This is a genomic window from Micromonospora sp. NPDC047548 (genome assembly GCF_040642975.1).
Taxonomy (GTDB): domain Bacteria; phylum Actinomycetota; class Actinomycetes; order Mycobacteriales; family Micromonosporaceae; genus Micromonospora.
Genome location: NZ_JBEYTI010000017.1, coordinates 1 through 25,613, shown reverse-complemented (window position 1 = coordinate 25,613; position 25,613 = coordinate 1). Strand labels below are relative to the sequence as shown.

The 25,613-nt window shown below is 73.6% G+C and carries 19 protein-coding genes and 1 pseudogene; 11 read left to right on the top strand and 9 right to left on the bottom strand.

The window, feature by feature from the left end:
* Positions 1-25 precede the first annotated feature (25 nt).
* Positions 26-532 carry a type II toxin-antitoxin system PemK/MazF family toxin gene (locus ABZ807_RS18785; protein WP_357159145.1) on the bottom strand — a complete coding sequence of 169 codons (507 nt, stop codon included), beginning with the start codon at positions 530-532 and terminating at the stop codon, positions 26-28.
* A gap of 180 nt (positions 533-712) precedes the next feature.
* Between ABZ807_RS18785 and ligA the strand changes: the two genes are divergently transcribed.
* From ligA to gatA, 4 genes are all read left to right on the top strand, one after another.
* Positions 713-2,848, top strand: coding sequence for an NAD-dependent DNA ligase LigA (ligA, locus tag ABZ807_RS18780; RefSeq protein ID WP_357159142.1), 2,136 nt, complete (start codon positions 713-715; stop codon positions 2,846-2,848).
* Positions 2,849-3,006: 158 nt separating this feature from the next.
* A complete protein-coding gene (locus tag ABZ807_RS18775) occupies positions 3,007-5,367 on the top strand; it encodes an EAL domain-containing protein (protein WP_357159139.1) in 2,361 nt (786 codons plus the stop codon).
* A 158-nt stretch (positions 5,368-5,525) separates the two neighbouring features.
* Entirely contained in the window at positions 5,526-5,831 is a 306-nt protein-coding gene (gene gatC / locus ABZ807_RS18770) for an Asp-tRNA(Asn)/Glu-tRNA(Gln) amidotransferase subunit GatC (protein ID WP_210777086.1), read from the top strand.
* Positions 5,828-7,303, top strand: a complete 1,476-nt coding sequence (gatA, locus tag ABZ807_RS18765; protein WP_357159135.1) for an Asp-tRNA(Asn)/Glu-tRNA(Gln) amidotransferase subunit GatA — start codon at positions 5,828-5,830, stop codon at positions 7,301-7,303. The genes gatC and gatA overlap by 4 nt, the downstream gene beginning before the upstream one ends.
* 93 nt (positions 7,304-7,396) lie before the next feature.
* Here gatA and ABZ807_RS18760 read toward each other — a convergent pair whose 3' ends face one another.
* Both ABZ807_RS18760 and ABZ807_RS18755 read right to left on the bottom strand, forming a co-directional pair.
* Positions 7,397-8,044, bottom strand: coding sequence for a response regulator transcription factor (locus tag ABZ807_RS18760; protein WP_357159132.1), 648 nt, complete (start codon positions 8,042-8,044; stop codon positions 7,397-7,399).
* Positions 8,045-9,268 carry a histidine kinase gene (locus tag ABZ807_RS18755; protein WP_357159129.1) on the bottom strand — a complete coding sequence of 408 codons (1,224 nt, stop codon included), beginning with the start codon at positions 9,266-9,268 and terminating at the stop codon, positions 8,045-8,047.
* A gap of 99 nt (positions 9,269-9,367) precedes the next feature.
* Between ABZ807_RS18755 and ABZ807_RS18750 the strand changes: the two genes are divergently transcribed.
* Positions 9,368-10,282, top strand: coding sequence for an ATP-binding cassette domain-containing protein (locus tag ABZ807_RS18750; RefSeq protein ID WP_357159126.1), 915 nt, complete (start codon positions 9,368-9,370; stop codon positions 10,280-10,282).
* Complete coding sequence (locus ABZ807_RS18745; RefSeq protein WP_357159123.1) at positions 10,279-11,046, top strand: ABC transporter permease subunit; 768 nt, start codon at positions 10,279-10,281, stop codon at positions 11,044-11,046. Before ABZ807_RS18750 ends, ABZ807_RS18745 begins: the two co-directional genes overlap by 4 nt.
* 57 nt (positions 11,047-11,103) lie before the next feature.
* Here the strand turns inward: ABZ807_RS18745 and ABZ807_RS18740 are convergent, their stop codons facing one another.
* Complete coding sequence (locus ABZ807_RS18740) at positions 11,104-12,063, bottom strand: helix-turn-helix domain-containing protein (protein WP_357159120.1); 960 nt, start codon at positions 12,061-12,063, stop codon at positions 11,104-11,106.
* Between the two features lie 106 nt (positions 12,064-12,169).
* On the opposite strand from ABZ807_RS18740, the gene ABZ807_RS18735 reads away from it, so the two are divergent.
* The 3 genes from ABZ807_RS18735 (at position 12,170) to ABZ807_RS18725 (ending at position 17,413) form a co-directional block, all read left to right on the top strand.
* Complete coding sequence (locus tag ABZ807_RS18735) at positions 12,170-13,279, top strand: hypothetical protein (RefSeq protein WP_357159117.1); 1,110 nt, start codon at positions 12,170-12,172, stop codon at positions 13,277-13,279.
* Positions 13,280-13,430: 151 nt separating this feature from the next.
* Positions 13,431-14,933: an Asp-tRNA(Asn)/Glu-tRNA(Gln) amidotransferase subunit GatB gene (gene gatB, locus ABZ807_RS18730; RefSeq protein ID WP_357159114.1), complete on the top strand. Its 1,503-nt coding sequence runs from the start codon at positions 13,431-13,433 to the stop codon at positions 14,931-14,933.
* Positions 14,934-15,055: 122 nt separating this feature from the next.
* On the top strand, positions 15,056-17,413 hold the full coding sequence (locus ABZ807_RS18725) for a transketolase C-terminal domain-containing protein (RefSeq protein ID WP_357159111.1): 2,358 nt from the start codon (positions 15,056-15,058) through the stop codon (positions 17,411-17,413).
* Between the two features lie 204 nt (positions 17,414-17,617).
* Here the strand turns inward: ABZ807_RS18725 and ABZ807_RS18720 are convergent, their stop codons facing one another.
* Complete coding sequence (locus ABZ807_RS18720; RefSeq protein ID WP_357159108.1) at positions 17,618-19,195, bottom strand: metallophosphoesterase; 1,578 nt, start codon at positions 19,193-19,195, stop codon at positions 17,618-17,620.
* Between the two features lie 123 nt (positions 19,196-19,318).
* Entirely contained in the window at positions 19,319-20,494 is a 1,176-nt protein-coding gene (locus ABZ807_RS18715) for a PQQ-dependent sugar dehydrogenase (protein ID WP_357159105.1), read from the bottom strand.
* Positions 20,495-20,713: 219 nt separating this feature from the next.
* On the opposite strand from ABZ807_RS18715, the gene ABZ807_RS18710 reads away from it, so the two are divergent.
* Positions 20,714-21,640 carry a 2-hydroxyacid dehydrogenase gene (locus ABZ807_RS18710; RefSeq protein ID WP_357159102.1) on the top strand — a complete coding sequence of 309 codons (927 nt, stop codon included), beginning with the start codon at positions 20,714-20,716 and terminating at the stop codon, positions 21,638-21,640.
* A 6-nt stretch (positions 21,641-21,646) separates the two neighbouring features.
* On the opposite strand, the gene ABZ807_RS18705 is transcribed toward ABZ807_RS18710, so the two are convergent.
* Positions 21,647-22,021: a PH domain-containing protein gene (locus ABZ807_RS18705; protein ID WP_357159100.1), complete on the bottom strand. Its 375-nt coding sequence runs from the start codon at positions 22,019-22,021 to the stop codon at positions 21,647-21,649.
* Positions 22,022-22,232: 211 nt separating this feature from the next.
* Here ABZ807_RS18705 and ABZ807_RS18700 point away from each other — a divergent pair, with 211 nt between their 5' ends.
* Positions 22,233-24,815, top strand: coding sequence for an EAL domain-containing protein (locus ABZ807_RS18700; protein WP_357159097.1), 2,583 nt, complete (start codon positions 22,233-22,235; stop codon positions 24,813-24,815).
* Between the two features lie 45 nt (positions 24,816-24,860).
* On the opposite strand, the pseudogene ABZ807_RS18695 reads toward ABZ807_RS18700, so the two are convergent.
* Together ABZ807_RS18695 and tnpA are read right to left on the bottom strand one after the other, a co-directional pair.
* A pseudogene (locus ABZ807_RS18695) lies at positions 24,861-25,019 on the bottom strand (LacI family transcriptional regulator); the annotation flags it as partial.
* Between the two features lie 110 nt (positions 25,020-25,129).
* Positions 25,130-25,546: an IS200/IS605 family transposase gene (gene tnpA, locus ABZ807_RS18690; protein ID WP_357159094.1), complete on the bottom strand. Its 417-nt coding sequence runs from the start codon at positions 25,544-25,546 to the stop codon at positions 25,130-25,132.
* Positions 25,547-25,613 lie beyond the last annotated feature (67 nt).

Genomic DNA, 25,613 nt, shown 5'->3' with positions numbered 1-25,613 from the left:
AGGGGACGGGGTGGGTGGGGCGCGGTCAGGTGGGGAGGTGGGGGAGGGACCTGAGACGCTGCCAGAGGGACGGGTCGCAGGTGCCGGCGCGGTTGGTGAAGGCGCTCGTCGGGACGTGGACCGGTTCGGCCAGGTCGAGCCAGCTGTCGTGGTCGGCGTCGGGGTCCCAGTCGCGGGTCGGGATGCGCACGTGGTCGTCGCGGCTGCTCTTGTCCTGACTGGTGATCTTGAGTACCGCGGCGCCCCGGTCGTCGGCGCGCAGCACCAGGCAGGGGCGCACCTTCGAGCCGGTGCCGTCGTGGTACGGGACGTCCGCCCACCAGATCTCGCCCGGCCGGGGCGTACCCGTGGGGGTGCGCGGGCGGGGCGGCGCGGTCGGGCGGGCCCGGTCCCGGAGCGGCGTGCCCCGCTCGGGCCGGGTGCGGGTGCCCCCGCCGGACGGGCGGCCGCCGCGCCGCCGCCACTCGTTCCAGGCCCAACCGGCGGCCACGGCCAGCACGACCAGTACCGCCCACCACACCCACTCGGGCATCCGTACCCCTGCCTCTCCCGGCGGTCGCCCGGCCGCCCGACGTGCGGCGATCCTCGCACGGTCCGGGCCTGGCCGCCCATCGGGCGCGGCGGGGGAGGCGGGGGATTGTCCGACCGGCCCGATACGGTGCGGAGGTAGCGTGATCACGGGGAGATCCCACTGGTGTCCGGAGGCGGCAGGGTGTCCGAAGAAGCGATCCCTCAGCAGGTCAGCCCCGCGCAGGAGGCGGCGGCCGGCGGCGAGCCGACCCCCGAGGCGCGGGAGCGGCACGCCACGCTGAGCCAGGAGCTCACCGACCACCAGTACCGCTACTACGTCCTCGACGCGCCCACCATCTCCGACGCCGAGTTCGACCAGCGGTTGCGCGAGCTGGAGGCGCTGGAGGCGGAGTTCCCCGCGCTGCGCACCCCCGACTCGCCCACCCAGCGGGTCGGCGGTGCCTTCTCCACCGACTTCGCCCCGGTCACCCATGCCGAGCGGATGCTCTCCCTCGACAACGCCTTCGCCGACGAGGAGTTGGCCGCCTGGGCGGAGCGGGTCGAGCGGGACGCCGGCGGACCGGTGCCCTACCTCTGCGAGCTCAAGGTCGACGGCCTGGCGATCAACCTCACCTACGAGCGGGGGCGGCTGGTCCGCGCGGCCACCCGCGGCGACGGGCGCACCGGCGAGGACGTGACGGCGAACGTCCGCAGCATCCGGGACGTGCCGGCCCGGCTGACCCCGTCGGCCGAGTTCGGCGAGCTGCCCGAGCTGCTGGAGGTGCGCGGCGAGATCTACTTCCCGGTGGCCGCCTTCGCCGACCTCAACGCCGGCCTGGTCGAGCAGGGCCGGGCGCCCTTCGCCAACCCGCGCAACGCCGCCGCCGGCAGCCTCCGCCAGAAGGACCCGCGGATCACCGCGTCCCGGCCGCTGCGCCTGGTGGTGCACGGCATCGGCGCCCGGCGCGGCTTCCGGCCGACCGCCCAGTCCGAGTCGTACGCGGCGCTGAAGGCGTGGGGCCTGCCGACCAGCGACCGCTGGCGGGTGGTGCCCGACCTGGCCGGCGTCGCGGATTACATCGCCCACTACGCCCAGCACCGGCACGATGTCGAGCACGAGATCGACGGTGTGGTGGTCAAGGTCGACCCGGTCTCCATCCAGGGCCGGCTCGGCTCGACCAGCCGGGCACCGCGCTGGGCGATCGCCTTCAAGTACCCGCCCGAGGAGGTGACCACCAAGCTGCTCGACATCGAGGTCGGGGTCGGGCGTACCGGCCGGGTCACCCCCTTCGCCGTGCTGGAGCCGGTGCGGGTGGCCGGCTCCACGGTCGCCCTGGCGACCCTGCACAACGCGCGGGAGGTGGAGCGCAAGGGGGTGCTGATCGGCGACACGGTGGTGCTGCGCAAGGCCGGCGACGTGATCCCCGAGGTGCTCGGCCCGGTGGTCGACCTGCGGCCCGCCGACGCCCGCCCGTTCGTCATGCCGACCACCTGCCCGGCCTGTGGCACCCCGCTGGCGCCGGCCAAGGAGGGCGACGTCGACATCCGCTGCCCCAACGCGCGTACCTGTCCGGGGCAGATCCGCGAGCGGGTCTACCACCTGGCGAGCCGCAAGGTGCTCGACATCGAGGCGCTCGGCGAGAAGGCCGCCGCCGCGCTGGTGGACGCGCAGATCATCACGAACGAGGGCGACCTGTTCTCCCTCGACGCCGAGCAGCTCGCCCGCTCGCCGTTCTTCGTCAACAAGGACGGCAGCCTCGGCAGCAACGCCGCCAAGCTGCTGGACAACCTCGCCGTCGCCAAGGAACGCGACCTGTGGCGGGTGCTGGCCGCGCTCTCCATCCGGCACGTCGGCCCCACCGCGGCGCGGGCCCTCGCCCGGCACTTCCGGTCGATCGAGGCCATCGACGCGGCCACCGAGGAGGAACTCTCCTCGGTGGACGGTGTCGGCCCGACCATCGCCGCCAGCATCAAGGAGTGGTTCGCCGTCGACTGGCACCGCGAGATCGTGGAGAAGTGGGCCAGGGCGGGCGTACGGATGGCCGAGGAGGCGGTCGACGAGGGGCCGCGCCCGCTGGAGGGGGTCGCCGTGGTGGTGACCGGCACCCTCGCCGGGTTCAGCCGGGACCAGGCGTCCGAGGCGATCCAGAGCCGGGGCGGCAAGGTCAGCGGCGCGGTCTCCAAGAAGACCGGCTTCGTGGTGGTCGGCGACAACCCCGGTTCCAAGGCCGACAAGGCGGCCGCCCTCAAGGTGCCGGTCCTCGACGAGGACGGTTTCCGGGTGCTGCTCGATCGGGGCCCGGACGCGGCCCGGGAGCTCGCCCGCGTCGAGGGATGACCCGGGTGGGCGGCGGGGGATCTTGGGGTCGTATACCAACTTAATTACGACTACGACCGATTCGTGACTGTCGTGTCGGGGTCCGGCCGCTCAGGGCGTTTCATTGGGGCACGGTGTGCGGCCGGCGCGCACCGCGGCCCGCATGCCCGGGAGGTGCGATGGAGACCGCCGACCCCCGCAATTCCGTCCCACCCGGACGGGAGGCGCGGTTCGCCGGCTTCGTCGCGGCGGTGGTGGGCCTGGCGCTGCTGGTCGCCGCCCTGCCGCTGACCGGGCTTCCCGACCGGCTGCCCCGGCTGCCGGTGGCGTTCTGGACCATGGCGGCGCTCGCCGTCGCCTGCGACGCGCGCCCCTTCGTCCCGCCCGGCCGGCGGCACACCTCGGCGGTCTTTCCGTCCACCTGCTTCACCTTCGCGATCCTGCTCGGTTGGGGGCTGGGCCCGGCGGTGGCGGTGCAGGCCGTCGCGGTCGCCGTCTCCGGCTGGCGGCTGCGCCACGCCCTCTGGCGGACCACCTTCAACGCCGCCCAGTACGCCTGCGCGCTCGGCGCCGCGTACCTGGTGTTCCGGCTCGGGCCGGGCGGGCTGTTCGACGGTGGCCGGCTGGGCTGGACGGGCGTGGCCGCGGTCGGCGGCGCGACGGTCACCTGGTTCGCCGTCAACTACGGCCTGGTCAGCAGCGCGCTGCGGCTGCGCTTCGGCGGCCTGTGGTGGCCGAGCGTACGCCAGGCGCTGCCGTACGAGCTGCTCTCCACCGGTTCGCTGCTGCTGCTCGCCCCGGTGCTGGTCACCGCCGCCCGGGCCAGCGCCGCGCTGATCCCGCTGGTGCTGGTGCCGCTCTTCGCCGTCTACCGGATGTCCCGGCTCGCCGCCGAGCAGGAGCACCTCGCCGCCCTCGACCCGCTCACCGGCCTGCCCAACCGCAAGGCCCTGCTCGCCGAGGTGGCCGAGCAGGTGCACCTGCACGCCGAGCGGGTCGCCAAGGGCGACCCGGAAGCCCACCTCGCCCTGCTTCTGATCGACCTGGACCGGTTCAAGAACGTCAACGACGCGCTCGGCCACGCCGTCGGGGACCGGCTGCTGGTCGAGGTGAGCGCCCGGCTGGTCGACGTCGTCGGCGGGCGGGACATGCTGGCCCGGCTCGGCGGGGACGAGTTCGCCATCGTCGCCGGCCGGCTCGCCGGCGTCGACGAGGCCCGCGAGCTGGCCGACCGGGTGGTCGCGGCGCTCACCGAACCGGTGTCGCTGGACGGGCTGCCGCTGGACGTGGGCGCCTCGATCGGCATCGCCCTCTTCCCCGAGCACGGCGAGGACTTCGCCACCCTGATGCGCCACGCCGACGTGGCGATGTACGACGCCAAGCAGCGCAACGACACCGCCGCCGTCTACGCCGCCGAGTCCGACCACAACTCCGCCGAGCGTCTGGGGCTCCTGGCCGACCTGCGCCGCGTACTCGAGGCGGGGCCGCCCGCCGGGCGGACCGTGCGGGGCGGGGACGGCGCCGCGCTGCCCTCCCGGCTCGCCGCCGGGGCGGACGGCGCCGGCGGGTCGACGCGGCGGTGGCCGCGGCGCAGGCGGGCGCGGGTGGCGGTGGACGGCGCCGACGAGCTGCTGAACCGGATCCTGACCGGCGCCGACCCGACCCGTCGCCGCGCCGGGCAGCCCGCCACCGGGCCGGAGCGGCCCAAGGTGCCGGCCGCCCCCGCCCCGGTGGAACGGGCCGAGGACGCGGCGGCCGACGTCGGCGCCATCACGATGTACTACCAACCGCAGATCGCCATCGCCACCGGCGAGGTCGTCGGGGTGGAGGCGCTGCTGCGCTGGCGGCATCCGCGCCGGGGCATGGTGGACCCGGAGGAGTTGATCCGGGTGGCCGAGCAGAGCGCGGTGATGCGGCTGCTCACCCAGCGGGTGGTCGACGACGTGGTGGAGCAGCTGGCCAAGTGGTCGGCGGCCGGCATCCACCTGCGGGCGGCGCTCAACGTCAGCGTCCGCGACCTGCACACCGGCGAGATCGCCGACCGGATCGCCGACCGGCTGGCCGCTTTCGGGGTGCCCCCCGAGCGCCTGCAACTGGAGATCACCGAGGGGGCGCTGATGGCCGACCCCCGGCGGGTGCTCACCACCATCTCCCGGCTGCACCGGATCGGGGTGGCCATCTCCCTGGACGACTTCGGCACCGGGTACTCGTCGATGCAGCACCTGCGCCGACTGCCGCTGGCCGAGGTGAAGGTGGACCGGTCGTTCGTCCTCGGGATGGCCGACGACGCCGACGACGCGGCGATCGTCCGGTCGATGATCGAGCTGGCCGGCGCGCTCGGCCTGCGGGTGGTCGCCGAGGGCGTGGAGGACGAGCGGACCTGGCGGATGCTGCACGCGGCCGGCTGCGACGTGGCGCAGGGCTGGTTCCACGCCCGGCCGATGCCGGCCGAGGAGTTGGCGACCTGGCTGACCCGGTACCGGCCGGTGCGCCCGGCCGGCGGCCAGGACGCCGAGGTGCCGCACCGGCCCACCCGCTGAGGCCGCGTCGACCGGTCCGCCCGGGGCGGAGGGGGAGTCGGAGGCGTCGGCGCGACCGCAGGACAATAGACTCGCTCCGGTCACCGCGCGTCCTCTCACCGGAGACCGCGCGGCCGGCAGACCGCAGACGCAGCAGGACAGCCACGAAGGGGGCACCGATGGCCGCCATCTCCCGCGAGGAGGTCGCGCACCTGGCGCGACTGTCGCGGCTCGCCGTCACCGAGGAGGAGTTGGACGTCTTCGCCGGCCAGCTCGACGTGATCCTCCAGTCGGTGGCCCAGGTCGGCGAGGTCGCCGCGGCGGACATCCCGCCGACCTCCCACTCGGTGCCGCTGACCAACGTGCTCCGCGAGGACGTGGTGACGCCGTGTCTGACCCCGGAGGAGGCGCTGTCGGGCGCGCCCGACGTCGACCAGCAGCGGTTCCGCGTACCGCGGATCCTGGACGAGGATGTGGCTTCATGAGTGACCTGACGAGAATGACCGCGACGGAGATCGCCGGGCTGGTCGCCAGCGGCGAGACCTCCGCCGTCGAGGTCACCCAGGCCCACCTGGACCGGATCGCCGCCGTGGACGACCGGGTGCACGCCTTCCTGCACGTCGACACCGAGGGCGCGCTGAGCGCCGCCCGCACCGTTGACGAGCGCCGGGCCGCCGGCGAGGAGCTGGGCCCGCTGGCCGGCGTGCCGGTCGCGGTCAAGGACGTGCTCACCACCAAGGGCGTGCCGACCACCGTCGGGTCGAAGATCCTGGAGGGCTGGCGCCCGCCGTACGACTCGACCATCGTGCAGCGGCTGCGCGACGCCGGCACGGTGATGCTCGGCAAGACCAACATGGACGAGTTCGCGATGGGCTCCTCCACCGAATACTCGGCGTACGGCCCGACCCGCAACCCATGGGACACCGACCGGATCCCGGGCGGCTCCGGTGGCGGCAGCGCCGCCGCGCTGGCCGCGTACGAGGCGCCGCTGTCGATCGGCTCGGACACCGGCGGCTCGATCCGCCAGCCCGGCGCGGTCACCGGCACCGTCGGCGCGAAGCCCACCTACGGCGGTACCTCCCGGTACGGCCTGGTGGCGTTCTCCTCGTCGCTGGACACCCCCGGCCCGTGCGCGCGGACCGTTCTGGACGCCGCGCTGCTGCACCAGGTGATCGGCGGCCACGACCCGCGCGACTCGACCTCCATTCCACAGCCGGTGCCGGACGTGGTGGGCGCGGCGAAGCTCGGCGCGACCGGCGACCTGACCGGGGTGAAGCTCGGTGTGGTCACCGAGTTCACCGGCGAGGGCGCCGAGCCGGGCGTGATGGCCGCGTTCCGCGAGTCGGTGGACGCGCTGGCGAAGCTGGGCGCCGAGATCGTCGAGATCTCCTGCCCGCACTTCAAGTACGCGCTGCCGGCGTACTACCTGATCGCACCGAGCGAGTGCTCCTCCAACCTGGCCCGCTTCGACGGCGTCCGGTTCGGCCTGCGGGTCGGCGACGACGGGAACCGGTCGCTGGAGGAGGTCATGTCGCTGACCCGGGAGGCCGGCTTCGGCCCCGAGGTCAAGCGGCGCATCATGATCGGTACGTACGCCCTCTCCTCGGGCTACTACGACGCCTACTACGGGCAGGCGCAGAAGGTCCGCACCCTCATCACCCGGGACTTCACCTCGGCGTTCGAGCGGGTGGACGCGCTGATCTCGCCGACCACCCCGTTCGTGGCCTTCCCGATCGGGGCGCGCACGTCGGACCCGTACCAGATGTACCTGGCCGACCTGTTCACCATCCCGGCCAACCTGTACGGCGGACCGGCCATCTCGGTGCCGTGCGGGCTCTCCGACGGGCTCCCGGTCGGCCTGCAGATCATGGCCCCGACGATGGCCGACGACCGGATGTACCGGGTCGCGGCCGCGCTGGAGTCCACGGTCGGCACGTTCACCCCACCGGCTCTGTAGCCCGCGACGACGTTCCGACGGTGCCGGCCCGACCCTGAACCGTGGGTCCGGGCCGGCACTGTAGGGCCGGCGGCGGCCCGCAGCGCCAGCCTGCTAACGGCCCTCGGTGTCGCGGACCAGCAGGGCCGCCTGGACGCGGTTCGCACAGTCCAGTTTGGTGAGGATCCGGCTCACGTAGGTCTTGATGGTCGTCTCGCTCATGTGCAGCCGCCGGCCGATCTCGGCATTGGACAGGCCCTCGGCCACCAGCCCCACGACCTCCCTCTCGCGGGACGTCAACGCGCGCAGCCGTTCGCCGGCATCCTGCCGGCGTCGGGCGGTCACCGGCGTGACCATGCCCAGCACCAGGCGGGTCACGGCGGGGGAGAGCCAGGCGTCGCCGACGTACGCCGCCTGGACCGCGCGGACCAGCTCGTCGGGGGTGCAGTTCTTGAGCACGAATCCCGCCGCGCTGTGCTGGAGGGCGTGCAGCACGTTCGGTTCCGCGCCGAAGGACGTCAGCACCACCACCCGCAGCCCGGGCACCTGTCGACGTAGCTCCTCGATCGCGCCCAGTCCGTCCAGCACCGGCATCTTGAGGTCGATCAGCGCGACGTCGACGTGGTGTCGGACCGCCTCCGCCACGGCTGTCCGGCCGTTCTCCGCCTCGGCGACGACCGTGATGTCCGGCGCTGATTCCAATACGGTGCGGATGCCGGCCCGGATCAGTGGTTCGTCGTCGGCGACCAGCACTCTTATCACTCAGCCCACCCCCGCCAGGATGGTCGCGGGCAGGACCACGAACATCAGCGTCGCGGCGGCGAACCCGACAGCGACCGCGCGGAAGCGGCCGATCGTCGTCGGATGGCTGTCGTCGGCCGGCTGTTCCGCGACGCCGGGCGGTACGCAGGGCAGCATCGCGCAGAGCCGGAACGACCCCCCGGCCAGCCGGTGATCCAGGAACCCACCGGCCGGGAGGACCCGCTCGCTCAACCCGGTCAGACCGTGGCCCGCCCCGACGGTGTTCCGTGAGGTCGGCGGGTCGGCCAGCGGATTGGCGATGGTGAGCAGCAGCGCGCCATCCTCCCACCCGACGTTCACCGTGACCGGCTGACCCGGGGCATGCTTGACGGCATTGGTCAGCCCTTCCTCGACCACCCGGTACGCCGCCTGCCCGGCCGCTGTCGACAGCGGGAGCGGTTCGCCGCGTTCGCGCAGCGTCACCGACACCCCGGCTGCCTGGAACTCCGCCACCAGCCGGCCGATCGCCGGCACACCCGGTGCCCCGGGGAGTGCCTCGTCCCGTTCGCGCAGCGCCCCCACCAGCTCGTACAGCTCGTTCATCGCCCCGCGCGTCGCGGTCGCCAGTTGCCGGACCGCCTGCTGTTGTCGCGATGGCAGCTCCGACACCTCGAGTGCGGCTGCCTGGACCGACACCAGGCTGAGCCGGTGGCCGAGCGAATCGTGCATGTCCCGGGCGATCCGCAGCCGTTCGTCGAGCCGTTCCCGTTCGGCGATGATCTCCTGTTCCCGGCGGAGCTGCCGGTTGTTCTGGCCGAGCGCCGACACCAGCCGCTCGTGCTGTGCGAGATACCTGCCGACCACCAGGGGCAGCGCGACGAACACGATGAACGCGGTGGCGAGGGGCGCGATCGCCCGCGGTTGCCCGGCCCGGGTCACGAGCTGCGCGCCGAGACCGCCGACTGCCGCGCCGACGACCACGGCGGTGCCGGTTCCGGAGATGACCGCCCGCCCGGCCTGGTAGGCGGCCCAGAGCAACAGCACGTACGTGCCGCCGGTCAGCGTGGCCAGCACCAGCGCGACCACGAACGAGGCCGGGGGGCTCCAATACCGCAGGGCGACCACCAGCGCGACAGTCAGCGCGTAGCCCACGACGGCGGCCGGGGGCAGGCCGTCGGAGTGGGCGGCCATCAGGAGTCGAGTGTCCACGATGACCACGACCGCGGCGAGAAGATACGTGCCCACGTCCAGCAGGCTATTACGCGACCCGGATCAACTTTGGCGACGGAGACCGACAACCTTCGAGGACTGCCCGCGTTCCGTCCGGTCCCTAGCCTGGTCCCGGTGATTCACGTGCACAACCTCAGCAAGCGGTACGGGAGCACGGTCGCGGTGGACGGGATCTCCTTCACCGTACGGCCGGGCCAGGTGACGGGGTTTCTCGGGCCGAACGGCGCCGGGAAGTCCACCACGATGCGGATGATGCTGGACCTTGAAAGGCCCTCGGGCGGCCAGGTTCTCATCGGCGACACGCACTACCGGCGGCTGCCCGAACCGCTACGCCGGGTCGGCGCCCTGTTGGAGGCCGGGGCGGTGCACCCCGGTCGCAGCGCGTACCACCATCTGCTGTGGCTGGCGCAGAGCAACCGGATCCCGAAGGCCCGGGTGCGGGAGGTCCTGGAGCTGGTCGGTCTGACCGGCGTGGCGAGGAAACGGGTCAAGGGGTACTCGCTCGGCATGGGCCAGCGGCTCGGCATCGCCGCCGCGCTGCTCGGCGACCCGCCGGTGCTGCTCTTCGACGAGCCGGTCAACGGGTTGGACCCGGAGGGCGTGCGGTGGATCCGAAACCTGATGAAGGGGTTGGCCGCCGAGGGGCGGACCGTCTTCGTCTCCAGTCACCTGATGAGCGAGATGGCGCTCACCGCGGAACATCTCATCGTGATCGGTCGCGGTCGGCTGCTCGCCGACACCACGGTCCGTGACTTCATCGAGGCTCACGCCCGCTCGTACGTCCGGATCCGGACGCCGGAGCCGGAGCGGATGCGCGACGCGCTGACGGCGGCCGGCATCCCGGTGCAGCAGGCGGCGGACGGCGCACTGGAGAGCCCCGGGGCGGAAGCCGCGAAGATCGGCGAGCTGGCCGCCGCGAACGGCCTGACCGTCCACGAGGTCAGCACCCAGACGGCCACGCTGGAGGAGGCGTTCATGCGGCTCACCGGGGACACCGTCGAGTACCGGGCCCTGGGGGGACAGCGATGAGGGCCGTCGCGGTCCTCGCCGCCGAACTGACCAAGATCCGGACTGTCCGGTCGACCGGCTGGACCCTGACGTCGGGCTTCGTGGTCTGCGTCGGTTTTGCCGCGCTGGTCGGGCTCAGCTTCCGCAACGGCCCGTCGGACCCGCAGCGATACTTCGACCCGCTCTTCGCCACGTTCTACAGCCTCACCCTCGGTCAGCTCGCCCTGGTGGCGTTCGCGGTGCTCGTGGTCAGTGGCGAGTACCACTCCGGCACGATTCGCGCGTCACTGGCGGCGGTACCCCGCCGTGGCCTGTTCTACGGCGGCAAGCTGGTCGCCGGGGCGCTGGTGGTGTCCGTCGTCTCGCTGGTCACCGTGGTGGTCACCTTCGTCGTGGCGCAGCCGGCGCTCGGTCCACGCAAGACCTCACTCGGCGCGGACGGGGTGCCGCAGGCGATGGTCGGGGCCTGGCTCTATCTGATGCTGATCTGCCTGTTCGCCATGGGGGTGGCGGCGATGTTGCGCAGTTCGGCGCTGTCGCTCGGAATCCTGATCCCGCTGCTCCTGCTGAACTCGCAGGGGCTCGGCAACATTCCGAAGGTGAAGACCGTCGCGCAGTTCCTGCCGGATCAGGCGGGCTGGGTGATCATGCACCTGGCCGGGCCGCCGGATGACCCGCGCTGGGCCCGCGCCTACGGTCCCTGGACCGGGCTGGGCATCGTCGCGCTCTGGGCTGTCGCTGCCCTCGTCGGCGGCTACCTGGTGCTGCGTCGGCGGGATGCCTGAGTGCCCGACCGACTCGATCCGCGTGCGGCTGGGTGTGGTGACCGAGTTCTCCGGCGATCAGCCCAGGCCGCGGCGGGCGGCCTGCAGGCCGGCCTGGAAGCGGGTGCGGGCGCCGAGGGCGGCCAGCAGGGCCGACGAGCGGCGCCCCAGGGTCCGCACGCTGATCCCGAGTTCACGGGCGATGGCCTCGTCCTTGAGCCCGGTGGCGAGCAGGCCCAGCAGCCGCCGGTCGATGTCGTGGCCGACCGGCGTGGGCTCCTCGGGGTCCCAGACCGGCAGCGGCGTGGCCTGCGTCCACAGCAGCTCGAACAGCTTCGCCAGCGCCGATACCACCATCGGCGCCCGCACCACCAGCGCGGCGTCCACGGCCCGTTCGCTGGCCAGCGGCAGCAGCGCGACCGACCGATCGCCGATCGCCAGTTTGAGTGGCACCTCGGGGTGCACCCGGGCCTGCTCTCCCGCGGCCACGGACGACATCGCCTGTTGGAAGGCGCCGGGTAGCTCGAAGGCCTCCGGCGCGTAGATCCCGCGCACGCTGACGTCGCGGCCCAGCAGGTCGGCCTCGGAGACGTTCGTCGACGTCGCGTCCTGCGCGTACGGCGGGCGGTCCAGCACCAGCATCTCCTTCGTCACGCCGTGCATGAGCTGGACGAAGTGAGCCTCCACGGCCGCCTGACCGGTGACGATCTCAAGTAGTTGGTCCGGCCGGGTCAGCATCTCCTGTGGGAACTCCTCCGCCAGCTGTTCCGCGGCTCGGCGTACCTTGCTGAACTCCTCGGTGCGCCGTACCACCAGTGCGTTCACGGCGACGTCCGGGCGGGTCGCCACCAGGCGGGTGTGCGAGCCGACCAGCCGGCCTACGAAGCCCAGGTCCTCCAGTTGGTCGGTCGCCGCGCGCACCGAACGCAGGCTCTCGCCGACCTGTCCGGCGAGTTCCGGCACGGTCGACCGGGGGGTCCGAAGCAGGGCGAGGTAGACCGCCTCCTCCACCTTGGAGAGGCCCAACGACTCGAGCATCCGATGCTCCCTTCACGCTTGGTGACGTGTCCGATTCAGGTCATGGCCGGGTTCGGTCACTTGGAAAGGGTGGCGACCGGTGCCGGCCCGCGTCTAGACATGCTGCATGACCTCACCTCGACTCAGGGCTGGTGCTCTCCTGCTGGCCGTCACGACCGCCAGTGCCGTCAGCCTGTCCGCCTCCGCCTCCGCCGCCCCGGCGGCCGCCGGCTGGAAGCACCCCCAGTGCGGCGTGGTGACGGGCGACGGCTCGGCGACCTTCACCCGCAACGACGGTGCCGTGCTGGCCGGCACCAGCACCGCGCTCGCCCCAGTGACATACCCGAAGCTCATCGCACTGAGTACGCCCAACACACTGGTCGCCATCTCGAAGACGTCGATCCAGCGCTCCACCGATGCCGGCTGCAGTTGGCAGCAGATCGGCAGTACCGAGCAGGACCTGGCGGCGTACGACCTCACCGCCGGCCCGGATGGCACGGCATACGCGTACGGCGTCAACGACCAGCCGATCTACCGGGTGCAGGGCGACCAGGTCAGCATCCTTTCCGGCCCGGTCGGCTACGACGGCGTGGTCGGGCTGGCGGTGGACCCGGCCAACCCGCGGTCGCTGCGGGCGGTCAGCAAGGCGGGGCAGCTCTATGACTCCGCCGACGGCGGCGCGACCTGGGCACCTGTGGGGATGCTGAGCGGGAAGGAGCAGTTCCTCTACAAGGCCGCGATCGACCCGGCCGACCGCGATCACGTGATCACTGGCACCATGAGCGACGGCAGCTTCGTGACGTTCGACGGCGGTCGCAGTTGGGCACCCTCGGCCGGGGTCAGCAGTATCGGACGGTCGAACAACTTCAACGTGGTGATCTCGCCGGCGGACCCGCGGATCGTCTGGCTGGAAGGCTACGACGAAGGCGAGAGCGGTAACGGCGCGCGGCACATCTGGCGGTCGACCGACGGGGGTCGTAACTTCGTGTCGATGCTCGACGGCAATCGGGCGACGCTGACCAACGGCAACCCGATGTGGCCCAGCCCGGTCGACCCGGACGTGCTGTACTTCGAGTTCGGTACGTCGTTCGCCGGCTACGGCACCGACCTCTACCGGTACGACGCATCGACCGATCGGCTGACCTTGCAGCACAACAACTACCACGGCATCACCAGCGTCGCCTTCAACCCGATCGACGCCGGGGTGATGTACCTCGGCGTCGTCAGGGAGCGCTGACCCTGGTGCCCGCCCGGGGCCGGTGCCCCGGGCGGGCACGAGCGCCCGTCGACCCGGGCCGGAGGCGGTGCATGGAAACCCGGGCGAAGCCGGGCTGGACCAGCCACTAGGCTTGGTCGGGTCTGTCCGGATGTCGAGAGCTGGAGTGCCGATGAGCACGATCGTCCTGCCGTCGTACGACGAGGTTGTCGAGCGTTATGAGCCGGTGATCGGCCTGGAGACCCACGTCGAGCTGGGCACGAACACCAAGATGTTCTGCGGCTGCCCGACCGACTTCGGCGGCGAGCCGAACACCCGGGTCTGCCCGGTCTGCCTGGGCCTGCCCGGCTCGCTGCCGGTGGCCAACTCCGCGGCCATCGAGGCGACCATCCGGATCGGCCTGGCGCTGAACTGCTCGATCGCGCAGTGGTGCCGGTTCGCCCGGAAGAACTACTTCTACCCGGACATGCCGAAGGACTTCCAGATCAGCCAGTACGACGAGCCGCTGTGCTTCGACGGCTACCTGGACGTCGAGGTCGGCGGTGAGCTGGTGCGGATCGGCATCGAGCGGGTGCACCTGGAGGAGGACACCGGCAAGACGCTGCACGTCGGCGGCGCCACCGGCCGCATCCACGGTGCGACGGAGTCGCTGGTCGACTACAACCGGGCCGGCATCCCCCTCGTCGAGATCGTCACCAGGCCGGTTCCCGGCATCGGCGCGCTGGCGCCGGAGGTGGCCCGGGCGTACGTGACCGAGCTGCGCGACGTGCTCCGCTCCCTGGGCGTCTCCGACGTGCGGATGGAGGAGGGCTCGCTGCGCTGCGACGTCAACACCTCGCTGAACCGGCCGGGCGAGGAGTGGGGCACCCGCACCGAGACGAAGAACGTCAACTCGCTGCGTTCGGTGGAGCGGGCGGTCCGTTCGGAAATGCTGCGCCAGGCGTCGGTGCTCGACGCCGGCGGGAAGATCACCCAGGAGACCCGGCACTTCCACGAGGACACCGGCGACACCACGCCGGGCCGGTCCAAGGAGACCGCCACCGACTACCGGTACTTCCCGGAGCCGGACCTGGTGCCGCTCGCCCCGGACACCGCCTGGGTGGCCGAGCTGAAGGCCGCCCTGCCGGAGCTGCCCCGGCTGCACCGCCGCCGGCTCCAGGAGCAGTGGGGCCTGTCCGACCTGGACATGCAGTCGGTACTCAACGCCGGCGCGGTCGAGCTGATCGAGGCCACCGTCGCCGCCGGTGCCACCCCGGCCGCCGCCCGCAAGTGGTGGCTGGGCGAGCTGTCCCGGCGGGCCAACGAGACCAGCGTGGAGCTGGCCGACGTCGGGGCCACCCCCGCGCAGGTCGCCGAGCTGCAGGGCCTGGTCGACGCCGGCAAGCTCAACGACAAGCTGGCCCGTACCGTCCTGGAGGGCGTGGTGGCCGGCGAGGGCTCGCCGACCGAGATCATGACCAACCGGGGCCTGGAGGTCGTCTCCGACACCGGCGCGCTCACCGCCGCCGTGGACGAGGCGATCGCCGCCAACCCGGGCGTCGCGGACAAGATCCGCAGCGGCAAGGTCGCCGCGGCCGGCGCGCTGGTCGGTGCGGTCATGAAGACCACCCGCGGCCAGGCCGACGCCAAGACCCTCCGCGAGCTGATCCTGGAGCGCCTCGGCGTCCAGGGCTGAGTCCCACCCGGGGAGGCCGCCGTCGCGATCCGGCGGTGGCCTTCCCGCCTTCTTCGAGTACGCGCGCGACCCGCGCCACCCCCTCGCATGGGCGTCAACGGCGACGCCCGGATGGAGCCATCGTGAATCAGCACGACCTCGACGTCCTCGACGAGATCCAGCGGCGGGTGCTCTGGCTCGCCACCCGGATCGTGGACGCGGCCAACCACGACCGTGACACCGGCGACGGGGTGAAGGTCGGCGGCCACCAGGCCTCCAGCGCCTCGCTGGTCACCGCGATGACCGCGCTCTGGTTCGCCCACCTGGACGCCGAGGACCGGGTCGCGGTCAAGCCGCACGCCTCGCCGGTGTTCCACGCCATTCAGTACCTGCTGGGCAACCTGGACCGGTCGTACCTGCCGAAGCTGCGGGCGCGGGGCGGGCTCCAGTCGTACCCGTCGCGGACCAAGGACCCGGACGAGGTGGACTTCTCCACCGGCTCGGTCGGGCTCGGCGCGGCGGCCCCGCTGTTCGCCGCGGTCACCCGCCGCTACGTGGACGCCCACTTCGGGGCGCGTCCGCACTCCCGGTTCGTGGCGCTGATCGGCGACGCGGAGCTGGACGAGGGGAACATCTGGGAGGCGGTCGCCGACCCGGCCACCACCGGGCTGGGCAACGTGATGTGGCTGGTCGACTTCAACCGCCAGTCGCTGGACCGGGTCGTCCCGGGCATCCGGATCAACCAGTGGCGCGGCCAGTTCGAGGCCGCCGGCTGGCACGTCGTGGAGGTCAAGTACGGCCGCCGGCTCGCCGAGGCGTACGCCCGGCCGGGTGGCGAGGCGCTGCGCGACTGGATCGACCTGATGCCCAACGAGCAGTACCAGTCGCTGTTCGGGTTGGCCGGCCCGGCGCTGCGCAAGCAGTTCCTCGACGGCGCGCCGGCCGAGGTGGGCACCTTCGTCGCGGACATTCCCGACGAGGAGTTGGGCCCGCTGGTGACCGACCTGGGCGGGCACGACCTGGCGGCACTGCTCGACGCGTACGCGCAGTGCGACGCGGTCACCGACCGGCCCAGCGTGGTCTTCGCGTACACGGTCAAGGGGTGGGGGTTGCCGATCGCCGGCAACCCGCGCAACCACTCGGCGCTGCTCACCACCGAGCAGGTCGGCGCGCTGCGCGCCGCCAACGGCCTGACTCCCGAGACCGAGTGGGACCGCCTCGACCCGGCGTCCACGGCCGGCATCAGGGCCGGCGAGCGCCGGGAGGCGCTGTCCCGCGCGCCCCGCGAGCGGGCGCTGGGGATCGCCGTCCCGGAGACCACCCGGGTACGCGCCAACAAGCCCGTCTCCACCCAGGAGGTCTTCGGCCGGGTGCTGGTCGACCTGGCCCGGGACGAGAACGTCGCGCCCTATCTGGTCACCACCGCGCCGGACGTGGCCACCTCCACCAACCTCGCCGGGTTCATCAACAAGACCGGCGTCTTCGCCCCCACCGAGCAGCGGTCCTGGACCGAGGACCGGATGCTGCGCTGGACGGAGAGCCCCGCCGGCCAGCACATCGAGCTGGGCATCTCGGAGATGAACCTGTTCCTGCTGCTGGGGCAGCTCGGCCTGTCGTGGGACCTGTCGGGGCAGCCGTTGCTGCCGGTCGGCACGGTCTACGACCCGTTCGTGCTGCGCGGCCTGGACGCGTTCCTCTACGGCACCTACTCCGGCTCCCGGTTCGTGGTCGCCGGCACCCCGTCGGGCATCACCCTGGCTCCGGAGGGCGGCGCCCACCAGTCGACCATCACCGCCTCGGTCGGCCTGGAGCTGCCCGGCGTCACCTTCCTCGAACCGGCGTACGCGGCGAGCCTGGACTGGCTGCTCTGCGACGCGCTCGGGCAGATCGCCGGCGGGTCGACGCCGGCGGCGACCGCCGCGCCGGCCGAGGACGGGGCGTACTACTTCCGGCTGAGCACCCGCCCGATCGACCAGGCGCCGTTCGAGGCGGCCCGGGCCCGGATCGGGGACGCGGTGCTGCGCCGGCACGTGCTCGCCGGGGCGTACCGGCTGGTCGACGCGCACCAGGCGTACCCGCAGCTGGCGGATGCCCCGGTGGTCACCCTGGCCGGCTCGGGCGCGGTGCTGCCGGAGGTGCTCGCGGCGGCCGCCGAACTGGCCGAGGAGGGCATCGCCGCGCACGTGGTGGACGTGACCTCGCTGGACCGGCTCTACCGGGCCTGGCAGCGGACCCTGCGCCAGGGCGTGCGGACGGCGACCGTGCCGAGCGTGCCCGGCGCGCTGCGGGCCGCGTTCGGCGACCGGGCCCCGGTGGTGACCGTGCACGACGCCGCCTCGCACGCGATGGCCTGGCTCGGCTCGGCGCTCGGCGTGCCGGGGGTGCCGCTGGGGGTGGACGAGTTCGGCCAGTCCGGCAACGTCCGCGAGCTGTACGAGCTGCACGACCTGCTGCCCGGCAGCATCGTCAACGCCGCCCTGGCCGCGCTGTCCCTGCGCTGAGCTCCGGTCCGGTCCCGCGGCCACCGGGCGGGTGGCCACGGGACCGGACCGCAACCCAGGCCGGCCGGGTGCACCTCGGGCCGGGGAAGCGGGCGCCTGCCCGCGTGGTCCGGCTCGCGCCTGGCTGCGTGTCCCGGGCCCGGCGGGCTGCGTGTCCCGGGCCCGGCGGGCCGCGTAACCCGGGCCGGTCAGCGGGTCAGCGGGTCAGCGGGTCGGGGTGGGGGTGACGGGGACCGGGGCGCCCTGCGCCGGCTCCTTGAGCACGTGGCGTTCCAGGTTGACCTGCGCCTGCCCGGTGCCGCCGACCGTGATGTCGTCGTACGCCTGGAGCAGTTTCTGCGGGTCGAAGTAGAGCACGGTCATCGACAGCGGGGTCGGCTTCTCGCCCTCCAGGCCGCGCAGTCCGGCCCCGCCGGTGGAGCCCTCCACCATCAACTGGGTCGGCGGCTTGCCGGGCGGTTGCGGCAGCTTCGACACCTGCCGGGCGTGCGTGTGCCCGGCGAGCACCAGCGGGCAGGTGCCGGAGAGCGGGCCCGCGGAGGCCGGGTCGTGCACCATGGCGATGTCCACCGGTCGGGGTGACCGAGCCACGGTGGCGGCGAGCTGCTCGCCGGCCCCGATCACCTGTTCGGCGACCTGCTTGGTCAGGCCGCTGCCCGCCGGCGAGGTCTCCTTGTCCGGGGTGAACCGGGGGTCGCCGATCCCCGCGATGGTCAGCCCGCCCACCGTGGTGGTCGAGTTGTTGAGCACGATCGCGTTGGGCTGCCGGGCCACGGCCGCAGCGGTCCGCGCCGAATCGTGGTTGCCCCGGATGTAGACGTACGGCTTCTTCAGCAGCCCGATCGAGCCGACGAAGGAAGCCTCCGGCTCGCTGCCCCAGTCGGTGATGTCCCCGGTGTCGATCACCACGTCGATGCCGAACTGCTCCACGACCGTGCGGATCAGCTGCCAGCCGGTCGGGTTGAGGTGCATGTCCGAGACGTGCAGCACCCGGGTGGTGCCGGGCGCCGGTTCGTACACCGGTAGGGCCGAGACCGTGGTGTAGAGCTGGCTGACGTTGCCGACCAGGCGTTGCAGCTGCTCGGCGTAGCGGGAGTAGTCGTTGGCGATACGTCGGGCGTCACCGACGATCGCCGGGGCGTTGACCAGCAGTCCCTCGTACCGTGGCTCCTCGATCGCCTGCGGGCGCAGGGTGCCCGCGGCGAGTCCGAGGCTGCCGGCGGTGACCGCCAGCGCGAGCCCGGTGGACCAGGCGGTGCGGCGGACGTCCCGGAAGATCAGCGCGGCCAGCAGCAGGGTGACCAGCACGGCCGAGCCGGCGGTACGCAGCCCGAGCCGCATCACCCCGTCGCGGACGTCCTCCACGGCGGACTGGCTGGCCCGGCTGATGCTGGCCGGGTCGTCGATCAGCGCCTCGGTCTTGCGCTGGTCCAGCGCGCCCAGCCGGACGGTCAGGTGGGTCGGCCCGTCGTGACTGTCGAGCTGGAGCGCGCCCAGCGGCGGGATGTCGACCGTGGTGCCGCCCTCGACCGCCGGGGCGAGGGTCAGGCTGGCCCGGAACGGACCGATGTCGGTGTTGACCCGGCCGCCGGCCAGCACCCCGATCACGGCCCCGGCCAGTGCCACCACCAGGACGGCGAGCACCACGCCGGCCCGCCGGGCCGGCCCCGACCCGGTCGCCCGGTCGGCCCGGCCCCTCCCGGGCCGCCAGCGCCGCTCGCGCCGGGCCGGGGGAGTGTCCTCGGCCCCGGGCCCGCGCTGCTCGTTCTCCCCACCGTCCATGCTGAGATTCTGACCTGCCCATCGGAGGATCTTGGCAAACCCGGCAGACGGCACCGCGTTCCGCGCCGAAACTCCCGGTGTGTCACAACTGCCGGCGGCTCGTGGCCGCCGCACGGGTGGTGCTCAGCTGCGTCCGGCGCCGCCCTCGGCGAAGACCAGCCGCAGCAGCCGGTCGTCCTCCGGCGCCGGCTCGCCCCGGCCGTCGTGGTTGGAGGTGGAGACCCAGAGCGAGCCGTCCGGGGCGGCGGCCACCGCGCGCAGCCGCCCGTACCGGCCGGTGAGCAGCTCGCGGGGCTGCCCGAGCACGGTGCCGGTGTCGGTCAGCTCGACCAGCCAGAGCCGCTCGCCGCGCAGGCAGGCGGTCACCATCAGCCGACCCGCCGCAGCCAGGCCGGAGCAGGACGCTTCCGAGGTGCGCCACTGCGCGATCGGGTCGGCGTACCGCTTGTCGCCGGCCCGCCCCTCGACGGTGGGCCAGCCGTAGTTGGCGCCCTTGTCGATCCGGTTGATCTCGTCCCAGGTGTTCTGGCCGAACTCGGTGGCGTACATCCGCTTGCCGGCGTCCCAGGCCAGGCCCTGCACGTTGCGGTGCCCCAGCGACCAGACCGGCGAGCCGGGGAACGGGTTGCCGGGCGCCGGCCGGCCGGCCGCGGTGATCCGTAGGATCTTGCCGCCGAGGTTGCGGCGGTCCTGGGCGGACCCCCGGTTGCCGGCGTCACCGGTGCTCACGTACAGCTGCCCGTCCGGGCCGAAGGCCAGCCCGCCGCCGTCGTGGTTGCCCGCCTTGGGGATGCCGGTGAGGATCGGCGTCGGCGCGTCGCCGAGCTTCAGCTTGGCGACCCGGTTGTCCCGCTCCGTCGTGTAGTACACGAAGACGGTTCCGTCCTTGGCGTACGAGGGGGAGACCGCGATGCCGAGCAACCCCGCCTCGCCGCCGGCCGCCACGTCCGGCACGGTCTGCACCGGAGTGACCCGCAACCCCTCCGGGCCGGACTCGGGGCCGACCTTCAGGATCCGCCCGCTGTCCCGCTCGGTGACCAGCGCGGCGCCGTCGGGCAGGAACGCGATGCCCCACGGCACCCGCAGCCCCTTGGCCAGGACCGTGGCGACCACCTCCTGCCCGGCACCGTCGGGACTCGCCGAGGCGGACGGGGTGGGCAGGTTGGGCGGCTCGCCGGCCGGGTCCGGCTCCGGCGGGCCGAAGCTGCACCCGGAGGTGGCCAGCAGCAGCGCCGCGCAGGACGCCGCCAGCGCCGCGCGACGGCGGCCGGTGCGGGGGTACGGGGGACGGGCGCTCACCCGGCCCAGCCTAGCCCGCGAATCCGCACCGGCCGGCCCACCGCGGCCCGGAGAACGGTCGGTCATCGGCCACCTGTCCGCGGACGTACGGGACGCCGAACGGCGCTCCGGTCCTCGGTCATACCCGGCACCCGACCGGGGCGGCCACGGCCCGCGCCGCCCGCCCGCCTCTAGGGGGCCGGTCGGCCGGCCCGGGTCGGGTCGCTATCGTCGGCGGACGTGAAGGTATGGATTCCGCACGAGGCCGGGGCCGGGTTGCTCGGCGAGGTGCCCGCAGGTGTCACCGTCGAGCCGTGGACGGACCCGGGGCGTCCGCCGTCGGACCCGACCGACGTCCGGTTCTGGGTGCCGCCGTTCCTGTCCGCCGGGGACGCCAGCGCGATGCTGGAGCGGCTGCCGAACCTGGCGGTGGTCCAGCTCCTCTCCGCCGGGGCGGACGCCTGGATCGGCCGGGTGCCGGAAGGGGTGACCCTCTGCGACGCGCGGGGCGTGCACGACGCCGGCACGGCCGAGTGGGTGCTCACCGCGATCCTGTCCCAGCTGCGCGAATTCCCCGCGATGGCCCGGGCGCAGGCCCGCCGGGAGTGGGCGTACGCCGAGGTCAGCCCGACCGACGAGCTGACCGGCAAGCGGGTGCTGATCGTCGGCGCCGGCTCGATCGGCGCGGCGGTCCACGCCCGGCTGGCCCCGTTCGACGTCACCGTCACGCTGGTCGCCCGCACCGCCCGCCCGGCGGCGGGGGTGCACGGGGTGGACGAACTGCCCCGGCTGCTGCCGAAGGCGGACGTGGTGGTGCTGCTGGTCCCGCTGACCGAGCGGACGCGGGGCATGGTGGACGCCGACTTCCTCGCCGCGATGCCCGACGGCGCGCTGCTGGTGAACGCCGCCCGGGGCCCGGTGGCCCGGACGGAGGCGCTGGTGGCGGAGCTGTCCAGCGGCCGGCTGCGGGCCGCGCTGGACGTCACCGACCCCGAGCCGCTGCCCGCCGACCATCCGCTGTGGGAGCTGCCCAACGTGCTGCTCACCCCGCACGTGGCCGGCTCGGTACACGGCCTGCTGCCACGGGCCTACCGGCTGGTGGGTGCGCAGGTGCGCCGGTTCGCCGCGGGGGAGCCGCTGGTCAACACGGTGACCGACGGGTACTGAGTCGGCTCAGCGGTCGCTGGGCAGGTGCTGCCCGGTGGCGGAGACCAGCCGGGGCAGGTCGGTGCCGCGTATCGCGGGCAGCACGACCTCCTGCCCGTCGTCGAGGCGGGCGACGGCGCGACCGCGCGGGTCGGCGGCCAGCTCGACGACCCGGTCCCAGGTGATCCGCCGGCTGCCGGCCAGGGCCCGCAGCCGCAGCTCGCGCTGGTCGACGTCGGTGCCCGCCCGCCACGCCCAGACCGCGACGGCCAGCGGGACGAGCAGCACCGGCAACAGGTACCACCCGGCGGTGGCCAGCGGCAGGGCGCCGATGCAGGCGACGATCGCCGCGACCAGGATGGCCTGGTTGTAGCGGAAGCGGATGGTGTCGGTGCTACTCACCCTCCGATGATCCCACCCCGGCGAGGTCCCGCTCCCCTCGGGCTGCGGAGGGTGACCGGTGTCATCCGGGAGTGATCTGAGTCACTGCCGAGGAGCATAACCAGGGCTCTGCTCGGTCGTTTGCGGGGATGGTGGGTGTCGGATATCCGTCCGTGCCGCGTCCGCCCGCATCGCCGTACCGCCCCGTGCCCCCCTCACGAAGGCGACCGCAGTGCCTCACGCGTACCTCGTCCACCGCCCGCCGCCCGCGGTGGTCGCCGTGCTGGCGGTGGCCGCGCTGCTGGCCGCCGCCGCCCTCGCCGGCGTGCTGCCGCCGTTGGCCGCCACGGCGCTGGCCGGCGCGGCCGGCTGTGCCCTGGCCGGCGTCCGGCTCTCCCGGGAGGCGGCCGCCGGTGGCCGGGACCGCCGGGCGCCGCGTCGCCGCCGGGCCGCCGCGCTGCTCGACGCCGGCGTGCTGGTGGTCGGCCTGACCGTGGCCGTCCTGCCGCTGGCCGTGCCGGCGCAGCGCGCGGGCGTCGCGGCCACCGGGCTCACCGCCGCGGCCCTGGCGTACGGCGGTGGCCTGCTCATGCTCCCCGGTCACTCCCGGCTGGCGCCCCGGGCCCGGCTGCGCCGGAGCGTCGACCTGCTTGGGCTCAGCGCCGCCCTGCTCTTCGCCGGTTGGGTGCTGCTCCCGCCGGGTGACGTCCCGCCGCTCGCCCGCGCCGTCACGGTGCTCGGCGCGGGTGTGTTCGCCGCCCTGCTGGTGGGCGCGCTGGCCGAGCGGCGGGGCCGGCCGGGCGCGGCGCTCTGCCGGGCCGGCGCGGTGGCCGCCCTGCTCGGCCTGGCCGACCTGGTCGTGCTGCTGGCCTACCCGGCGCCGGACGTGGCGACGCTGACCGCGGTGGCGCCGCTGCTGGCGGGCGCCCTGCTCACCGCCGCCGGAATGGCGAGGGTGTCGGCCGGGGATTCGACCGTGGGTACCGGTCCGCCATCGGCCTGGCCCTGGGTGACCGCGCCGGCCGCGGTGGCCACCCTCGCCGCCGGTCACCACCTCTGGGTGGTCGGCACCTTCACGCCGACCGCCGTGCTGCTCGGGCTCGCGGTGATCCCGCCGCTGATCGCGCGGGAGTTGATCACCGCCGCCGACAACCGGCACTGCGCCAGCCGGCTGGCCGCCGGCGAGCCGCATTTCCGGGCGTTGGTCTCCGGTGGCCGCGACCTGATCCTGCTGCTCGACGACGACCTGCGGGTGCGCTGGCTCTCCGCGGCCGGCGCGCGTTGGTTCGGGCTGCGCGACGACGAGGTGCGCGGCCAGCCCCTGGCCGAGCTGCTGCACCCCGACGACGCGCCGGCCGCGCTCGACCAGCTCGCCGCGGCCCCGGGCCACCAGGAGCCACTGCTGCTGGCGGCCCGGATGGCCACCGGTGACGGGGGATGGCGGGAGACCGAGTCGACCGTGAGCGACCAGCGCGGGGTGCCCGAGGTCGACGCCGTGGTGCTGCACGTGCGGGACATCGGCGAGCGGCGCCGGTTGGAACGGGAAGTGCACCGGCTCACGGCCGCCGACCAGCTCACCGGCCTGGCCCACCGGCGCGACCTGATGCGGGCGCTCGGCGCGCGGGGCGACCGCCGGGGCGCGCTGCTGCTGGTGGGGCTGCAGGGTCTGGGCGCGGTGATCGAGGGGGCGGGGCCGTCGGTGGCGGACACCGTGCTGGTCACGGCCGCCCGCCGGCTGCGCGACGTGGTGGGCCCGCACGACCTGGTCGCCCGGGTGGCAGGGGAGGAGTTCGCCGTGGTCACCGACGCCGGTCCGGTGCCGGCGTACGCGCTGGGCGGCCGGCTGCTGGCCGCGCTGGGTGAGCCCTGTCCGACACCCGGCTCGATGGTGCGGCTGCGGGTGAGCATCGGCCTGTCGGAGCTGGCCGGGGCGAGGCCGGAGGACACGCTGCGCCAGGCGGACCTGGCCCGACGGCGGGCCGTCCAGCTCGGCCGGGACCGGGTCGAGTGGTACGACGCGTACCTGGAGGAGCAGCTGGTCCGCCGGCTGGACCTGGAGCGGGAGCTGCCCGGCGCGGCGGCCCGGGGCGAGCTGGACCTGGTCTACCAGCCGGTGCTGGGGCTGGCCGACCGGCAGCCGGTCGGCACGGAGGCGCTGCTGCGCTGGCGCAGCCCGGTGCTGGGCACCGTGCTCCCCGCCGAGCTGCTGCCGGTCGCCGAGGACCTCGACCTCGTCGGCGAGCTGGGGCGCTGGGTGCTGGACCGGGCCTGCCGGCAGCTCGCCAGCTGGTCGGCCGGGGGCCGCGAGCTCTGGATGGCGGTCAACGTCACGCCCCGGGAGCTGCTGGCGCCGGACTTCCTGCCCGGGGTGGCCGGCACGCTGGCCGGGCACGGCGTTCCGGCGCGCCGGCTGGTGATCGAGGTGGGGGAGCCCCGGATCGGCAGGGAGCTGCCCACCGTGGTGGCCCGGCTGGCCGGCCTGCGGTCACTGGGGGTGCGCACCGCGCTGGACGACTTCCGCGCCGAGCACGCCTCGCTGGCCCAGCTGCGTCGGCTCCCGATCGACCTGCTCAAGGTCGGGCCGCAGCTGGTGGGGCCGGCGGACGACCCGCAGCGCCCGCTGATCGACGTGCTGGTCAGCCTCGGCGAACGGCTGGGCCTGTCGGTGGTGGTGCGGGAGCTGGAGTCCGACGCGGACGTCGACCGGGCGCAGCGGGCCGGCTGCCGGTACGGCCAGGGCTTCGCGCTGGCCCGGCCGGCCACGGCGGAGCGGGTGGAGGCGTACTTCGAGGAGTTCCCCTCCGCCTTCCGCTGACCGTGCCGTTCAGGGCACGCTGCCGGCCTGGGTTGCGGTGCTGCTCTCGGTGTGCAGCAGCGAGGGCAGGCCGCCCACCCGGGCGATCCGCCGGTGCCCGAGGGCGACCAGGTGCTCCACCGCCTCCACCAGCGCTGCGGCATCGTCGGACCAGGCGCTGGCCAGGCTGCCGGTGTGGCCGGGGCCGCCGATCACCACGGCCGGGTGCGGGGGACCGCCCGGGCGGTCGCTACCGGGATGCGGGCCAGTGCTCCGCCCTTCAGGGCGGGGGTGAAGGCCCGCGCTGGGAGGGCCGCCGAGGCCCGAGCAGTGCCTTAAGCCGGGCGGTTCTGCTGCTCGATGTACTGACGCATGACATTCAACGGTGCCCCGCCGACCGAGCCTGCGAAGTACGAGCCTGACCAGAGCCGGTTGGCCCGGTAGTAGTGGTGGACTAGATCGGGGAATTCCTGCCGCATCCGCCGGCTGGACACGCCCTTGAGGGAGTTGACCAGCTTCGACAGGGCGACTTTGGGTGGGAAGTTCACGAGCAGGTGGACGTGGTTGTTCTCGCCGTTGAACTCGACCAGCTCTGTTTCGAAGTCGGCGCACACGGCCCGCATGATCTCTTCCATTCGGGCGAGGTGCCGGTCCGTGAACACCTTGTGCCGGAACTTTGTTACGAAGACCAAATGGGCGTGCAGGGTGAAGACACAGTGCCTGCCAGTGCGGATGCCTTCGAGTTCAGCCATAAACCAATGGTACGCTGTGGTTGTGCAGCTCCGTTACAACTACCGCGTCTACCCGACGCCGAGTCAG